The organism is Granulosicoccus antarcticus IMCC3135, from assembly GCF_002215215.1.
Taxonomy (GTDB): Bacteria; Pseudomonadota; Gammaproteobacteria; order Granulosicoccales; family Granulosicoccaceae; genus Granulosicoccus; species Granulosicoccus antarcticus.
Genome location: NZ_CP018632.1, coordinates 971,263 through 986,005, shown reverse-complemented (window position 1 = coordinate 986,005; position 14,743 = coordinate 971,263). Strand labels below are relative to the sequence as shown.

Sequence of the window (14,743 nt, the reverse complement as noted above, 5' to 3'; positions counted from 1 at the left end):
CATCAGAAGTAAACAGAGACCTGCATCCTAGCTGAACGTTCCACCGAATTGTCTGTCTTCAGTCGATCCTACTTCTTCAGGAACTCACCACTGTGGTCCAGAGTGATAGCGGTATTGGCCACGCTGAGCTTTCGTCCAAGCAGCTTAGCCGCCGGAGTAGGCAAATCGTTCACAGCCAGAACGTTGATGGCATAGGCTGCGGCATCAGACATTTCACCCAGGCCCTGCATATTGATGTTCTCGAGCGTGTCGCATTCATCGTGATAACACGCATCGTAAGCCTCACCTGCAACACCACCGAAAATAGCGGCCTCCTCTTCAGTCTTGACATCCTCAGCGCCCGTGAAGAGCCCACCAGCCGGAATGCCATTTTCGATAAAAGGGCCATAATCGGACCGACCGTCAAATGCGGTTGGCGCAGCTGCCAGACCTTGATCCATGAAGTAGTCATTGAAGAGCCACTCGATGAACGCAGAGCCTTCAGGTCCTGCCTGTTCGGATGCTGAACCGTCGCCATCGTAGACAAAACGTGCATAGTTGGGAGAACCCACCATGTCGAAGTTCAGATTAGCTGCGATCTGCTCGAACTGTGAATCTTCCAGGTTGTAGACGTAGTACTCGGATCCCAGCAAACCTGCTTCCTCCGCACCCCACCAGGCAAACCGGACACGATTGCGTACACCGGTCTCTTCACTATCCAGCATGCCAAGATTGCTCATCTGCAAGGCGATCTCAAGCAGTGCAGCCGAACCACTGCCATTGTCGTTAATACCCGGGCCAACATCCACTGAATCCAGATGAGCACCGACTACCAGCGTCTTCTCTGGTTTGCCAATCGGGGTGTCCGCAAGAATATTGCCACTGACACGCTCCTCTGTAATAGCGTCAACCTTCAGGCGAAGCGTTGTTTCTGTCTCAACGAAAGAGGCGCCCAGGGCGTGCGAAATACCAATGACAGGAATACCCACACCGGCTTCACCCAAGGTCGCCCCCACAACATCGGTTCTGCCTTCCTGCCCCTCGTTGAAGATCATGACACCCGAAGCCCCGGCAGCTTCCGCATTGGCAGCTTTGATGAAGAACGAGCAAGTGCCGCGCTGTACTAACGCTATATTGCCGGCTGTGAATCCGGCAAAGTCACTCTCCTCGCAACCACTGGTCGATGAATTGGCGTCCGCCGCCGCAGGCACAGTGACGTCGACTGGCTCGGCGATGGCCGTCGTTTCACCAGCCCCTGAATAGGTGGCAGTGGCAAAACCCTCATCACCATTGAATTCATAGCTTGCCGCAACCGGTGCTATCTGGTCCAGCTCCGGTGGCGTTCTGTTTTCAAAGACGACATAAGGAAATAACTGGACTGAAACCTGGTAGCCCGCCAACGTCATTTCTCGGGCCACGTAATCAATAGAGGCGAAGAAGCCTTCGCTGGATGCTTCCCTGTTGCCACCATTGTCATCGGCAATCTGTTGAAAGACCTCCAGATGGGCATATACCCCCTCAGCCGTTACAGCATCATTCAACGCCGAGGTATCGACCCCAACCCCGGCGAAGGCTGGCGAAGCAAGCAGGAGGGCCGCCGCGGTACTCAGCGAGGCGGAACGAACATGCGTAGCGCTTTTTAATCTAACCCGGTTAGTCATCGTTACTTCCTGTATTGAATTGGCACGAAATCTATCCTAAAGACTAAAGTAACTCTCAGATACACCAGATAGGTTATTTGTCGCCACCTTATTTATCTCACAACGACGAAACACCGATCGATCTAGCGTGTCAACGCCCTGCGCAGGCGCTCAAGTGCCGGTTCCAGCGTGGAACTCGGTTGTGCGTAACACAGCCTCAGATAACCCTCCCCCGCCGGTCCAAAGGCCCTACCAGGAGCCAGCCCAACCTTGGCATCGTGCAGCAGCGTTTTTGCAAACGATACGCTGTCACTCATGCCATCGACTGCGAAGAAACAATAGAATGCCCCCTCGGGCCTGACGAAACGCACTGTCGGTATCGCCTCCAGACAGGCTTCCACCTGGGCGTACCCTGCTTGCAGACGCTGAGTCAGCAGCTCAACCTCGGACTCGCCATCGATGATCATTCGCTCGCCTGCCTGCTGAATAATGCCGGACGGTCCCGCAATATTGAATTCTGTCAGCATCGCAAAGGTGGCTTCCAATTCAGCAGGTGCGGTAATCCACCCCAGTCGCCACCCCGTCATGGACCATGCCTTTGAAAAACTGGACACCGAAATGAGACGATCATCGGGTGTCGCCAACGCCAAAAATCCCGGCGCAACTGGACCATGACGATACAGACGAGCGTAGACATCATCCGCCACGATCCAGGTTCCCGTCTTCCGGCAGTGCTCCAGCAGACTGGCCTGATCAGCCGCCGGCATGACCCAACCTGTGGGGTTGGACGGCGAGTTGATGACCAGAGCTTTTGTACTGGGGGTGATGAGACTGATCAGGTGGTCCAGATCCAGCGTCCACTGATCATCGACAATGTCCAGAGCCAGTGTCCGGATATCGGCACCGGCAATCTGAAAGCACTCTGCCATGTTCGGCCAGGCAGGCTCTATACAAACGACTTGATCGCCCGGATCAATCAGCGCCTGAGCCGTCAGCGCCAGACCCTGCATACCCGAGGCGGTAACCGTGATACGACTCCGTTCGAACGGTTGTTCGTACCAGCTTTCCAGATACTGGCAGATAGCATTCCTGAAACTGATTTTGCCGCTATTGGGCTGATAGAAGTGATCGCCGCCAGAGAGCGCTGAGATCGCCGCCTGCACGGCAATCTCGCCGGTGGGCCAGGCACTCTCGCCGAACCATAATGGCGTGACATCAGGCAAGGTCATGCCCAGCTCTGCAACCTCACGAATCTGGCTGGGTTTGAGTCTGGCGGCACGGGCACTACTGGGCATGGATCGACTATTCATGGCAGTAGCATGACGCCGTTCAAGAGCAGGCGCAAGCCTGCTGACGACTACATATTGCGACGGCTGGAGTTGCCCTGCTGCAGTATGGCGGCAAGCTTGTCCGGACGGCTTTTAGCAATTTTGACGTAAGCGTCCAGGGTCACATCCCAATGGGCCCCGCCATGCTCACGCAGGCGTGCCAGCGCCACCAGAAGCAGCTTGGCGGCAGCACGCACCTCCTTGTCTGACCCGCCTTCGTAATGCTTGCACAGATCCAGGTACAGAGCGTCAGCTCGCTCCGTTGGGCTTAACTTGCTGGCTGTAGATACTCCCATCTCAGAACCTGTTTCCTGAATCTGAACGCAGATAGCATTCGTTGACATTGGCCTGGATAAAGTCCGCTAACTCTATATCCAGCGAACGAAACCAGTATTTCGGATCGAAAATACTGCCTCTTCGCTTGCGAATTTTTTCTGTCAGCCGGAACCAGTCCGGGGCTAGCTGAGCATCGAGTACGAGGGGCGACTTGTTGGCACGGGCCAGTACGTAGTTGGCCAACAGCACACCTGTTCTGTGGTTGCCTTCTAGAAACAATTGCGGTGGACCTACCGTGTTCAGGTAGATCCCGGCAGCCTGCCGCCAGACCGTCAGATTACGGTGTCGCGAATACCATTCGAGCATGTCACCAATACCTGAGCTTCCAACCCGATAGAAATGTTTTTCATTGGCTCGGAAGGCTTTCCTGTAATCCAGATTATCCGTGTTTTCCTGACCAAACAGCACACAATGATTCAGCGCCAGAACTTCACGAGATTGCCCCAGCGCCAGTAATCGCAGCTCTATACTCACGTAGTGATCAAGCATCCCATAGGCCTGTACGATCTGGTCGACGCTCTGCCTGCTAAGGTCAACCTGATCGTTGTCCAGAAAATAATTGACACGATCCATATTGTGCCGCAAGCCTGCCAGCGCCTGCCTGATTGCTCGCAGATCAAATCGCTCTCCGGTCAGACAGGCAGTTCTGCTTGCCATTACACTGATTGGTTCTGCATTCATTGACCCACTACTTTCTGTCAACGCACAAGATCTGACAGCTTGCATCTGTCAGTACCGATCAGCTGAACTCGCCAGCAACATACTCACGAGTCAATTGCTCACGAGGATGATTGAAGATCTGGGAAGTTTCGCCCATCTCCACCAGGTACCCGGTTCTGCCACCGGCAGACATATCAACACCGAAAAATGCCGTCTTGTCAGCGACCCGTGTCGCCTGCTGCATATTATGCGTGACCAGTGCCACTGCAAAATTTTCCTTCAACTCCAACATCAACTCTTCTACCTGACGAGTGGCAATCGGATCCAGTGCCGAGCAAGGCTCATCCATCAACAGCACTTCTGGTTCGGTGGCAATTGCGCGCGCAATACACAGACGCTGCTGTTGCCCACCAGATAACGACAGTCCGCTGTTCTTGAGCTTGCCTTTGACTTCATCCCACAAAGCCGCACCACGCAGAGCCTTTTCAACCTTCTCGTGCGTATCCCCCTTGAACCGGTTGAGCTTCAAGCCAAATGCCACGTTATCGAAAATACTCATGGAGAACGGATTCGGCTGCTGAAAGACCATACCGATATAACGGCGCACAACCACCGGATCGACATCGCTGGCATAGATATCCTTGCCGTGATAAGTCACCTGACCATCAAACCTGAATGTATCAATCAGATCGTTCATTCGGTTCAAACTTCGCAGAACCGTACTCTTGCCACAGCCGGACGGACCGATAAAGCCGGTAATCTGCTTTCTGGCAATAGGCACATTACTGTCCCGTACAGCCAGAAAATCACCGTAGTGAATTTCCTTCACTTTGCAATCCAGAACGATATCATCTCTGATTTCGTTTGCCACTGGCGCTGGCTGATTGATGGTTATTCGAGAAGGTGTCAAACTTGCATTCATGATATGTATTCCTTTATGACTGGTTAATCAGACCTTGGACCGACCAAGCAGCCTGGCAAGTATATTGATGACAAGAACCATGAACACCAAAACCAGAGAGGCTGCCCACGCGAGCGAGATCTGGTTATCAAAAGGCATGGCTGAAAAGTTGTAGATAAGAATCGACAAGGAGGCCGTCGGCTCTGCCACCTCACTCACATAGTAGTTACTGAATAGTGCTGTAAACAGCAACGGTGCAGACTCACCCGCAGCCCCAGCCACAGCCAGCATCACGCCGGTGAGAATACCCGGCAGGCCTGTCGGCAAGACAACACTCCAGACCACCTGACTACGCGTACATCCCATACCAAAGGCGGCATCCTTCATGCGCTGTGGCACCTCTTTCATGGACTCCTCTGCCGTGAGAATGACGGTTGGCAACATCAAGACACCCAGAGCGATACCGCCGGCAATGGCCGAGTAGGTTCCCATCCAGACCACAACGGCAGCATAGGCAAACACTCCTGCCAAAATGGAGGGTAGCCCGGTGAGAACCTTGGCCAGGAAACGGGACACTTTTGCAACACGAGTCTGTGCGCCCAGTATGGAGAGATAGATAGCCGCAATGATACCCAGCGGAACGGCAATCAAGGCCCCGATCCCTACCATGAGCAAGGTACCTACAATGGCGTTGCCAAAACCTCCACCTTGCTCAAAGCCTGCAGGCGGCAATGCGGTCAAGGCTTCAAAGTCGATACGGGCAGCACCCTCAACGACCAGCATGTACAACACAGAAAACAGAGGTATAGCCGCAACCAGGGCTGCCGCCCAGGTCAATGTGGTCAACAAGCCACTCTTCATGGCACGAGATTCGAAAGTCTGACGTTCGAGTTTCGGGATCGCGCGCACAGCAACCTCCAGGCTGACAGAATCAGCAGCTGTCGGATTGATGATGCTCATCGTTTACCCTCAAATTTTCTGACCGTGTATTGCTGGATGGCCAGGCCACCTACATTCACAAGAAACGTTATGGCAAGTAGTACCAGTGCGGCATACATCAGCGCCTGAACTTCGACAACGCCTGCTTCGGGAAAGCTTGAAGCCAGCAAGGATGCCAGCGTATTGGCAGGTGCAAAGAGCGAAATATTGATCTGATTGCTGTTACCGATGAGCATGGCCAATGCCATGGTCTCGCCCAGTGCCCGACCAAAGCCCAATACCAATGCTGCCAGAATGCCTGAAGATGCTGTCGGCAACATGACCTTGAGAATAGCTTCCCAACGCGTTGTTCCCATGCCATAAGCGGCTTCTTTCACCTTGTAGGGAATTCTGCGCATTGCATCGACTGAGATAGCTGCCACTGTTGGCAATATCATGATGGCCAGCACCAGCGCCGCAGGTGCCAGGCCCGGACCCGCCAGGTCGGTAGAAAACAACGGGAACCAACCCAGATACTCATTGAGAAATTCTGACATCGGACGCAGCATGGGGATAACCACATAAATGCCCCAGAGACCGAATACAACCGAAGGAATGGCTGCCAGCATCTCGACAATGGTGCGAAACACTGATGCAAGCCTGGGACCGATGAATTCCTGTGTCAGAAATATTGCGATGGCAACGCCAAACGTGCCACCGATCAGTAGCGCCAACAGAGAGCTATAGAGCGTACCCCAGATCTCCGGCAACACACCAAAGGTGTCTCGAGAAACATCCCAGGTTGTACCAAAGATAAAACCCAGACCATGTTGTTGCATGGCGGGTACCGCCTGCACTCCGATCTTGTACAAAATGTAGCCGGTTAGAAGAATGATGAACGCTGCACAGCACCAGGCGAGGCCTCTGAACAACAGATCACTTGTCAGTTGCCGAGAGCTCGGTGGAGCGCAAACGCCGCCCACGGAGCTGGATACATTGAATTGATGTCGGGCCATGCTGGCTCCTGTCAGTATTTTGGAAGAAAAAAAGGCGCACCCTGGCACCTGAATATCAACATCTCGATGTCATATCGCAAGACAGTGCCACGCCAAGACCCGGGGCACTGCCTGTGCGTCCAGTGACTTACTGAATGAGAGCTGCAGCAGAGCGAACGCGCTCGATTACATTTTCTGGCAGTGGGATATAACCCAATTCATCAGAACTCTTCTGACCTTCGGTAATGGCGTATTCAACAAAATCACGCAGAGCGGCTGCCTTGTCATCGTCCTGTTCCTTGTATGCAAGCAACCATGTAAAACTGGCAATCGGGTAAGCCTGATCACCTGCAGGATCATAGATCCAGGAGATCAGATCGGGAACATCGCTGTTGGGCAGAGTTCCGTCCGAGAATTCGGCACTGGCCAGTGCGGCAGCGCCTGCTTCAGCGCCCGCTGCAACGTAATTTCCAGCCGCATTTTGAAGCATTGCAGACTTGGCACCGGTCAACTTGGCATAGCCATACTCGATGTAACCGATGGCACCGGGTGTCTGCTTGATGGTTGCCGTAATGCCATCATTCTTCGGCGCTTTCACGAAGTTCTGTGTTTGAGGCCACTGTGGTGATTTACCCTGACCTATTTCTGACTTGAATGACTCACTGACCTCACTCAGATGACCACTGAAGACATAGGTGGTACCAGAAGAATCGGAACGCACGACTACCGTGATCTCTTCGTCCGGCAGCTCAACACCCGGATTGGCCGCAGCGATAGCGTCATCATTCCATTGGGTGATCTGGCCGGTGAATATTTTTGGATAAACATCACGTGGCAACTTCAACTCATCAACACCGTCGAGGTTATAAGCCAATACCACTTCGCCAGCTGTAAGAGGCAGTAGTACAACTCCGGCTTCAACCTGAGCCATCTCCTCTTCATTCATGGCAGCATCACTGGCTGCGAAGTCAACCGTTCCGTTTACAAGATCCTGAATACCAGCGCCTGAACCCTTGGCCTGATAGTCGATACGCGTACCATCGCTGGCTTGACTGAAATCCTTGAACCACTTGGAATAGATAGGGAATGGGAAGCTCGCACCTGAGCCAATCAACTTGGTGTCGGCACTAACAAGTGAACTGCCAACAACGAGGGATGCACCGACGGTTGCGAGCGCTAATTTTCTGAATAGTGGGCTGTTCATGGATTTCCGAAACATCCTGATTAAGCGTAAGTGGACAAAGAAAACTGAAGTCCACACAGTAACAACGCCATATGACAGTTACATGTCAAACGCAGGATCTATTCGAAATTAACAACACCAGTATCAAGAAACGTACAAGGAACCTTCCCGGCTCACACAAAAACTGCCTGAATGGGCAAGCTGCCGCCCGCTGTCATGACAACAGTGTGACAAGAAGCAAGGCGACTGGACAGGACTCTCAGCGACTCCAGACCCTTGTCAATGCTTCGTAGAACCGCCGTCCTATCTCACGATTGGCAGTGGCTCCAAAGTGCACACAAGAGCTTGAGCCACAAGGGTATGAGGGAGGCACCAGATCATCATTATTGACCCAGTCTGCATAGGGAACAATGGCAGAAATATTCCGCTGTACGGCATCTACCTGAGTCTTTGTCGAAGGCCACTTTGAGTAATCACCACGATCATCAACGCCCTTGGACTGAGTGCCCACAATAAAGGGGATAGGTGCCTGCGAACCTCTGGCCGCTGGACCTCGAGCATCCTGCGGCGCATCGCGTCGCAAACGCTCGACCATCAGTCTCAGGTTTTCTGCATACGTATCTGCACAGGCCTGATCATTGGAGTCCGCCCCCCCTTGATGCCAGATAATCCCGCGTAGTATTCCACCGGTATCACGCATGGTCATATTCAACCGCGTCAAGGCTCGCTCCAGTAAGCCGCTACCTCCCAGTGATGAATTATCGGAGGTACCGGCATTCCAGGCCAGCAGCTCCCCTGTAACATTACAAAAACCGCTAGCACCCCAGGCAGTCGGGACCAGATAGATACGCTGGGTGGTACTGGCCAAAGCGGCCTTGGCAAATGTCAGTGACGGGCCAACTGTCGTGCCCCCTTTGAACTGTACAACCGGATTGCGAGGGTCGTGCAATGGATCCTCGGCTTCGATAAAACGGGGTTCTATAGCGTTGTTGGATTCATTGAGGAAATCATCGAAACCACTGAAGATCTGTTTGTTGTTCGGAGCAACATTGAGTTGCCAGATGCGATCACTTCGCTCGTCTTGCCCACCGGCATACACTTCCTTCAAACCTGTCTTGCTTGAGCCCACCATGTTGCTCTGACCAATAAGCAGATAGACATCAGGTGCATTGACTGGCTTCACATCCAGAATGATCTCGGCCTGGCGTACTTGATCACCACTGCTTGCAATCAGATTGAACCTGCGTTCCTGCTCCATGATCGGGCGCATGCCAACGGGCATCTTGAATGTCACGCTGGTATCAGACTCTTCACTGCTCAAGACAGACTTGCCCAGCTCGATGGTAATGCCCGCAGTGTCGTCAGGTCTCTGACCTTGAATCTCCAGCTGTACCGTCTCATTGCCTTGCGCAGCAATGTTGATGACGAAAGTACTTCCCGCCTCATTACCTTCATCAAGCGATACACGATTGCGGTCCAGGCCCAGCTCGAATTCATGAACGGCGATTGGCGGATCAATCTGCTCATTGAACGTGATCGTTGCCGACTGGCTGCGCAACTCTCCAGCAACGACATAGACCGTCATGGTATGCACAGTTTCAAACTGCAGTGTCTCGGTAAAATAGCTGAGACTGGATACTGTCGCCAGAACAATGCCGTCACGTTCAATCCGATAGCGAGTATTTTCATCTGCATCCGATAATGCATCCCAGAATACTTCGCCTGCGGTAGCCGAGTAACGCACAGCGCGAAGATTACCAGGAGGAAGCATGTCGTCGGTGACGACAAGATCATCCAGCTGCGAACCACTATCACCCTCAACTGCGCCATCTGTACTTCCGGCACCGTCGCTACTATCCGTACCAGCCCCGTTGCCAGTATCACCAGCCTCGTCCGTACCTCCGGTGTCATTGCCAGAATCAGTATCACCGCCGGCATCAGGCAGCGTCGGATTTCCGCCAACCCCGGCACCGTCAGCAACCTCACTATCAGATGATGTGGTTGACGAACCGACAACGGCTCCAGAGTTACTGTTGCCGCAACCGGAGACAAGCACAAGCCCGCCTAGAAGCGCAAAAATCAAGTATTTTTTCATTGGATTGTCAGTGCGTGACTACAAAGGCATCTGGCCATCATGTATGGGGCATCCCTGTTCGCAGCATCAACCACATCCGCGAGAATAGTCCAGCTAGTGTAGCAAAGCATAGACAGTGAAGGTTCCGTACACAAGCTTGCTGGCAGCAGGCAAAGCTGCTGCAGACTCGCAGCGCACCGTAATGGCGCACTCTATTGACTCGCACACCTCGTAGTGAAATCATCAATTCCCGCGTTGTCAATTCTTCCTGCCAGACATGCATACCAGACCCACTTTGATACTCGATGCCCACTGGCGTCAGATAAGCGAGCTGTTTTCGCCACAAGAGCTTGAGAGCCTGCACCAACTCTTTGAGGTGGTCTGGGGCAAGGATACGCCCATACCTGCAGAGATACTGGAAGAGGCATGGCCACGCGCCTCTGTACTGATAGCCGCGTCCCCCAGAGTGGATGCAAGCAGTCTCGCTCGCGCCCCACAACTCCATACCATCATCGAGGTATCCGGCGCTTTTCCGGATACGGTGGATTATCAAGCCTGTGGAGAACGTGGTGTAGAAGTGCTCAGCTGTGCTCCGGGCTTCCAGGAGTCGGTTGCCGAAATGGCACTGGCCATGACATTGGCAGGCGCCCGTGGTTTGATCAACGAGCATGAAAACTTTCGCACGGGAACAGAGCGATGGCTCAATGACAATACCGATACTGATTTCACCTTGTTTAACAGTACAGTGGGCTTCGTAGGCTTTGGATCTATCGCTCGAGCCACTCGCAAGGTCATGCAACCATTCAACGTCAATGTCATGGCGCACGATCCCTGGCTGGACAAATCGATAGCCACTACAGAAGCGGTTGAACTGGTGGAATTTGATGAGTTGTTGCAACGTTGCCGTGTTGTCTTCATCACTGCAGCACCCACTCAATCGAACTATCAGATGCTTGATGCGCGTGCCATTGCTCTGATGCAACAAGCTTCATTACTGGTTGTGATTAGTCGTGCACACCTGATCGATTTCGAAGCGGTCGTCGATGCGGTGGCCAGTGGTCATATCAGACTGGCCATTGATGTCTTTCCTGATGAACCGCTGGCCAACACTCATCGGCTCAGAGCACTACGCAATGTCATTCTCTCACCACACAGAGCAGCAGCTGTCGCCGGCGGCCGTCAATTGATTGGTCGCATGATTATCAACGATCTGCAAAATACCCTGAACAACAATCCGGCAAGACAACTGCAGGTGGCACAACTCAAACATGTCGCCGAGCTTGCCAGCGTCGGCGATGCTCACAAGGTTGCGCTGATTGCCGGCGAGCGTGACACTTCATCGCCTGTCGACTGATTGATTGGCTATCTGATCTCTTACGAGCCTGCTTCACGAACCCTCAGACTGGATCCTTGCTGAATGCCGCCAGTTCACGGGCCTTGCCGACCCAGTCATCTCGTTTGATGTGCCCGGCAAAGGTTCCGATAGCGGTGGCAATGGCTTCGATATCCTGTTCACTACATTCTGCCAGCTGTCTGAACGTAGTCAGCCCCAGCTCATGTAACCGTTGCTCCATGACCGGCCCAATGCCTTTGATTATTTTCAGATCGTCGTGCTCATCCACGCTTTCATACGCAGGCCTGACAAACGAACGCTCATTCTCGTCAGGCTGTGAAGCCACGCTCAACGCATCGATGACGGCACGCTGACTGATAAGCACGTCCAACGCAATCTGTTGCTCATCCACTCGAACCTGCAGTTCTGCCATGCGGGCTTTAGCCATGGAACGATCGGCACGTAAGCTTTCCAGTTCACCGCGCAAACGATTTGATTCGACAGCGTTTTGCTGCGCCTCCTCTGCCTTGATCTCAGCACGGCGCAACTGTTCAGACAATTGTTCCTGCATCACAAGGTTCAATTGATTCGCCTGATCAAGCTCCTCCATCAGCAGCCTGGATGCCTGTTCATCCGCGGGTTGAACCGCCATCGTTGCCGCAAGAGGCCGTCGCTGCTCCATCTCGCGCCTCAGCTGTTTGAGTTCAGCCTCTTGCTGCTGTACGGTCGTTCTGGCGGTTAAAAGCTGCTTTTGCAGAAAGTTGACTGACTCGCGTGTCGCGGTCGTTGTCGTCAGTTCATCCAGTACCTGCTGCAGCTGACTGATTGTCTCGTCTTGTTCCTGGAGCCTGCTGCGTAGCACCATGGCTTCATCCTGACTGTAATCGCTGGGTGACGATGCCCTTTGCGTCGGCGGCGTGACAGTCGCTTCCGGTTCAGCACCATCATCATCCATCTGCATTTCGCAAGGCTCGCTGATCGAAGTCGAAGGTTCCATGTCAGCATTGCCAATGACCCTGCCGCCGACAAACAGTCTGGAGGCCAGCGCACGGTCAACGGCCTGATCACGTAGTTTTTCACGTGACTTGCGAGCCCGACGACTACGGAACATGAACGTAATCTGGGTGCCCACCAGAAACACCGCCAGCAAAAGCGCGATGAGCACAAACAGATGCCATAACTCCATGAATTACCCCAGGCAGATTAGCCGCTCGACCTCGACAGTGGCTGATGAATCCATGCCCTGCGTTCTTGACCCTCATCGTGAACAAGCAAAATTGCCTCAGCTTGATAGAGGCCATCTCAGGTTCAACACATCAAAACTACTTGATGTAGCAGCGTACAACAAGGCATCACGTAACCTGTGCAGGATCAACAAGCGGATTGATGAGTGTTTCACCTCGCCTGTTCAAACCAATCAGCCTTCCAGTCGCGAACTCGCATTGGCCAATGTTTGCGCTATACGATCAGCCACGACTCGGACTCGCCTGGAAGCACTGAGATCGGAATGCACAACCAGCCATATTGGATGATCAATGCCGAGCACAATAGGTAGCGCCTGCAAGCCAGCATCACGCGCTAGAAAGTGCGGTAGTACCGCCAGCCCGATACCGGCACTGGCCGCCTGTACCTGCGCGCTCAAAGTGGTGGTGGTCAACACAGGCACACCACCTCGCAGAGCCCGCTCCAACCACTGCGCGGCCGGCAGGTCTGTCTGCACATCGGACCAGCCAATAAATCGATGATGTTCAAAATCGAGCGTATCTGTCAAAGGCTGCCTGCTTGCCAGATATTCGGACGAACCATACAAGCCCAGACCCAGAGTGCCGACTCTTCTCACTTTCAGATTGCCACGACTCGGTCTTGTCATACGTACAGCAAGATCAGCATCCTGTCGATGCAGATTTATACTCGCCACATCAGTCACGATATCGATGGTTAATTGCGGATGCTCCACCAGCAAAGGTGCCAGCGCCGGAATGATGACGCCATTGGCCAGATTTTCGGCCGTTGCCAGCCGAACATGACCTCGCACCGGACCCGTCGGCGAAGTATCCGGGCGAAACCCTGCCATGGCGCTCTCCAGTGTCTCGGCTCGGGACAGCAGTTCGGCGCCCTCATCGGTCAGCGTATAACCGGACTGATGACGCAAAAAGAGCGCAACCCCCAATCCAGACTCAAGTCGTTCGATTCGCCGGGAGACGGTTGCGACCCCCAGATCCAGTTCACGAGCAGCGGCACTCAGAGTGCCCTGTCGGGCAATGGCCAGGAAAACGGGTGCATCATCCCAATGCAGTTTGGCAACACTGGAGCTTTTCATTTTCGGAATAATGATTTCTGATTTTTGGTGTCGTCTTATCTTAACCGGAAAGCCATACTGCTCACTTCACGAACAGGAGACGAGGCAATGCAGCGACGACAGCTAACCGAAAACCTTGAAGTATCAGCGATGGGTTTGGGCTGCATGGGAATGAGCGAATTTTATGGCCCGCATGACGATACAGAATCCCTGCAGGTACTACACCGCGCCGCCGAGCTGGGCATCAGCTTTATCGATACCGCAGATATGTATGGCCCCTTTCACAACGAAGAGCTGATCGCACGCTTTCTCAAGCAATGCTCTTCACCGATGCAGATTGCCACAAAGTTCGGCATTGTCCGAAAGCCTGGAGAATATGCCCGCACCATCAATAACAGTGCCGAATATGCCCGATCGGCCTGCGAAGCCTCATTGCGTCGACTCGGTGTTGACTGTATCGATCTTTACTATGTGCACCGGATTGACGTCAACCAGGACATTGAAGTGGTGATGCATGCGCTCTCGGCATTGGTCAGCGAAGGCAAGATTCGGCACATTGGTCTGTGCGAGGTCAGTGCCGCCACATTGCGACGCGCTCACGCGGTACACCCGGTTGCCGCACTGCAGACCGAATACTCTCTCTGGAGCCGTGATGTGGAGGCCGATATTCTGCCCACCTGCAAAGAACTGGGCATTGGCTTCGTTCCCTACTCTCCATTGGGTCGAGGTTTTCTTACCGGTACATTCGACGCCTCGGGCAACTTTCCGGAAGGCGATTTCAGAGCGGCATTACCGCGCTTTACAGGTAACAATGCACGCAGCAATCTATCGATCGTTGAGGTTGTTCATTCACTGGCCGAGCGTAACAATTGCACTGCCGCCCAGGTCGCTCTAGCCTGGCTATTGAGCAAGGGCGAAAATATCGTCCCCATTCCGGGTACCAAGCGCATCGCCTACCTGGAAGAAAATGCAGCTGCTAGCGATATCCAACTGCCACAAAATCAGCTGGACGAACTGGAAACCTCAATCGCACAACTGGAAGTGGCCGGGCAACGCTACACCGATGAAGGCATGAAGGGCCTGAATGCCTGAATGCC

At 53.5% G+C, this 14,743-nt stretch carries 13 protein-coding genes; 2 read left to right on the top strand and 11 right to left on the bottom strand.

The window, feature by feature from the left end; genetic code table 11:
• Positions 1–68: 68 nt before the first annotated feature.
• From IMCC3135_RS34650 to IMCC3135_RS04175, 9 genes are all read right to left on the bottom strand, one after another.
• Positions 69–1,640, bottom strand: a complete 1,572-nt coding sequence (locus IMCC3135_RS34650; protein WP_088916457.1) for a M28 family peptidase — start codon at positions 1,638–1,640, stop codon at positions 69–71.
• Positions 1,641–1,762: 122 nt separating this feature from the next.
• The gene (locus IMCC3135_RS04210; RefSeq protein WP_088916456.1) at positions 1,763–2,929 is read right to left on the bottom strand and encodes a pyridoxal phosphate-dependent aminotransferase; all 1,167 of its coding nucleotides are present in this window, start codon (positions 2,927–2,929) and stop codon (positions 1,763–1,765) included.
• Positions 2,930–2,976: 47 nt separating this feature from the next.
• A complete protein-coding gene (locus IMCC3135_RS04205) occupies positions 2,977–3,243 on the bottom strand; it encodes a hypothetical protein (protein WP_088916455.1) in 267 nt (88 codons plus the stop codon).
• A gap of 1 nt (position 3,244) precedes the next feature.
• Positions 3,245–3,940 (bottom strand): hypothetical protein, encoded by a 696-nt coding sequence (locus IMCC3135_RS04200; protein WP_157735750.1) that lies wholly within the window; start codon positions 3,938–3,940, stop codon positions 3,245–3,247.
• An 82-nt stretch (positions 3,941–4,022) separates the two neighbouring features.
• Positions 4,023–4,865 (bottom strand): phosphate ABC transporter ATP-binding protein PstB, encoded by an 843-nt coding sequence (gene pstB, locus IMCC3135_RS04195; RefSeq protein ID WP_088916453.1) that lies wholly within the window; start codon positions 4,863–4,865, stop codon positions 4,023–4,025.
• 27 nt (positions 4,866–4,892) lie between these two features.
• The gene (gene pstA, locus IMCC3135_RS04190) at positions 4,893–5,804 is read right to left on the bottom strand and encodes a phosphate ABC transporter permease PstA (RefSeq protein ID WP_088916452.1); all 912 of its coding nucleotides are present in this window, start codon (positions 5,802–5,804) and stop codon (positions 4,893–4,895) included.
• Positions 5,801–6,778 carry a phosphate ABC transporter permease subunit PstC gene (pstC, locus tag IMCC3135_RS04185; protein ID WP_088916451.1) on the bottom strand — a complete coding sequence of 326 codons (978 nt, stop codon included), beginning with the start codon at positions 6,776–6,778 and terminating at the stop codon, positions 5,801–5,803. Before pstC ends, pstA begins: the two co-directional genes overlap by 4 nt.
• Before the next feature lie 127 nt (positions 6,779–6,905).
• A complete protein-coding gene (pstS, locus tag IMCC3135_RS04180) occupies positions 6,906–7,961 on the bottom strand; it encodes a phosphate ABC transporter substrate-binding protein PstS (RefSeq protein ID WP_088921670.1) in 1,056 nt (351 codons plus the stop codon).
• A 238-nt stretch (positions 7,962–8,199) separates the two neighbouring features.
• Entirely contained in the window at positions 8,200–10,035 is a 1,836-nt protein-coding gene (locus IMCC3135_RS04175; RefSeq protein WP_088916450.1) for a sialate O-acetylesterase, read from the bottom strand.
• 256 nt (positions 10,036–10,291) lie between these two features.
• Here IMCC3135_RS04175 and IMCC3135_RS04170 point away from each other — a divergent pair, with 256 nt between their 5' ends.
• The gene (locus tag IMCC3135_RS04170; protein ID WP_088916449.1) at positions 10,292–11,368 is read left to right on the top strand and encodes an NAD(P)-dependent oxidoreductase; all 1,077 of its coding nucleotides are present in this window, start codon (positions 10,292–10,294) and stop codon (positions 11,366–11,368) included.
• A gap of 43 nt (positions 11,369–11,411) precedes the next feature.
• Here IMCC3135_RS04170 and IMCC3135_RS04165 read toward each other — a convergent pair whose 3' ends face one another.
• On the bottom strand, positions 11,412–12,533 hold the full coding sequence (locus tag IMCC3135_RS04165; RefSeq protein WP_088916448.1) for a hypothetical protein: 1,122 nt from the start codon (positions 12,531–12,533) through the stop codon (positions 11,412–11,414).
• A 231-nt stretch (positions 12,534–12,764) separates the two neighbouring features.
• The gene (locus IMCC3135_RS04160) at positions 12,765–13,667 is read right to left on the bottom strand and encodes a LysR family transcriptional regulator (protein WP_205737898.1); all 903 of its coding nucleotides are present in this window, start codon (positions 13,665–13,667) and stop codon (positions 12,765–12,767) included.
• An 87-nt stretch (positions 13,668–13,754) separates the two neighbouring features.
• Here IMCC3135_RS04160 and IMCC3135_RS04155 point away from each other — a divergent pair, with 87 nt between their 5' ends.
• Positions 13,755–14,738: an aldo/keto reductase gene (locus IMCC3135_RS04155; RefSeq protein WP_088916447.1), complete on the top strand. Its 984-nt coding sequence runs from the start codon at positions 13,755–13,757 to the stop codon at positions 14,736–14,738.
• Positions 14,739–14,743 lie beyond the last annotated feature (5 nt).

Bases quoted from the DNA above. Each gene is read 5' to 3' on its own strand.
- IMCC3135_RS34650 (WP_088916457.1), bottom strand. From the start codon at position 1,640: ATGACTAACCGGGTTAGATTAAAAAGCGCTACGCATGTTCGTTCCGCC.
- IMCC3135_RS04210 (WP_088916456.1), bottom strand. From the start codon at position 2,929: ATGAATAGTCGATCCATGCCCAGTAGTGCCCGTGCCGCCAGACTCAAA.
- IMCC3135_RS04205 (WP_088916455.1), bottom strand. From the start codon at position 3,243: ATGGGAGTATCTACAGCCAGCAAGTTAAGCCCAACGGAGCGAGCTGAC.
- IMCC3135_RS04200 (WP_157735750.1), bottom strand. From the start codon at position 3,940: ATGGCAAGCAGAACTGCCTGTCTGACCGGAGAGCGATTTGATCTGCGA.
- pstB (WP_088916453.1), bottom strand. From the start codon at position 4,865: ATGAATGCAAGTTTGACACCTTCTCGAATAACCATCAATCAGCCAGCG.
- pstA (WP_088916452.1), bottom strand. From the start codon at position 5,804: ATGAGCATCATCAATCCGACAGCTGCTGATTCTGTCAGCCTGGAGGTT.
- pstC (WP_088916451.1), bottom strand. From the start codon at position 6,778: ATGGCCCGACATCAATTCAATGTATCCAGCTCCGTGGGCGGCGTTTGC.
- pstS (WP_088921670.1), bottom strand. From the start codon at position 7,961: ATGAACAGCCCACTATTCAGAAAATTAGCGCTCGCAACCGTCGGTGCA.
- IMCC3135_RS04175 (WP_088916450.1), bottom strand. From the start codon at position 10,035: ATGAAAAAATACTTGATTTTTGCGCTTCTAGGCGGGCTTGTGCTTGTC.
- IMCC3135_RS04170 (WP_088916449.1), top strand. From the start codon at position 10,292: ATGCATACCAGACCCACTTTGATACTCGATGCCCACTGGCGTCAGATA.
- IMCC3135_RS04165 (WP_088916448.1), bottom strand. From the start codon at position 12,533: ATGGAGTTATGGCATCTGTTTGTGCTCATCGCGCTTTTGCTGGCGGTG.
- IMCC3135_RS04160 (WP_205737898.1), bottom strand. From the start codon at position 13,667: ATGAAAAGCTCCAGTGTTGCCAAACTGCATTGGGATGATGCACCCGTT.
- IMCC3135_RS04155 (WP_088916447.1), top strand. From the start codon at position 13,755: ATGCAGCGACGACAGCTAACCGAAAACCTTGAAGTATCAGCGATGGGT.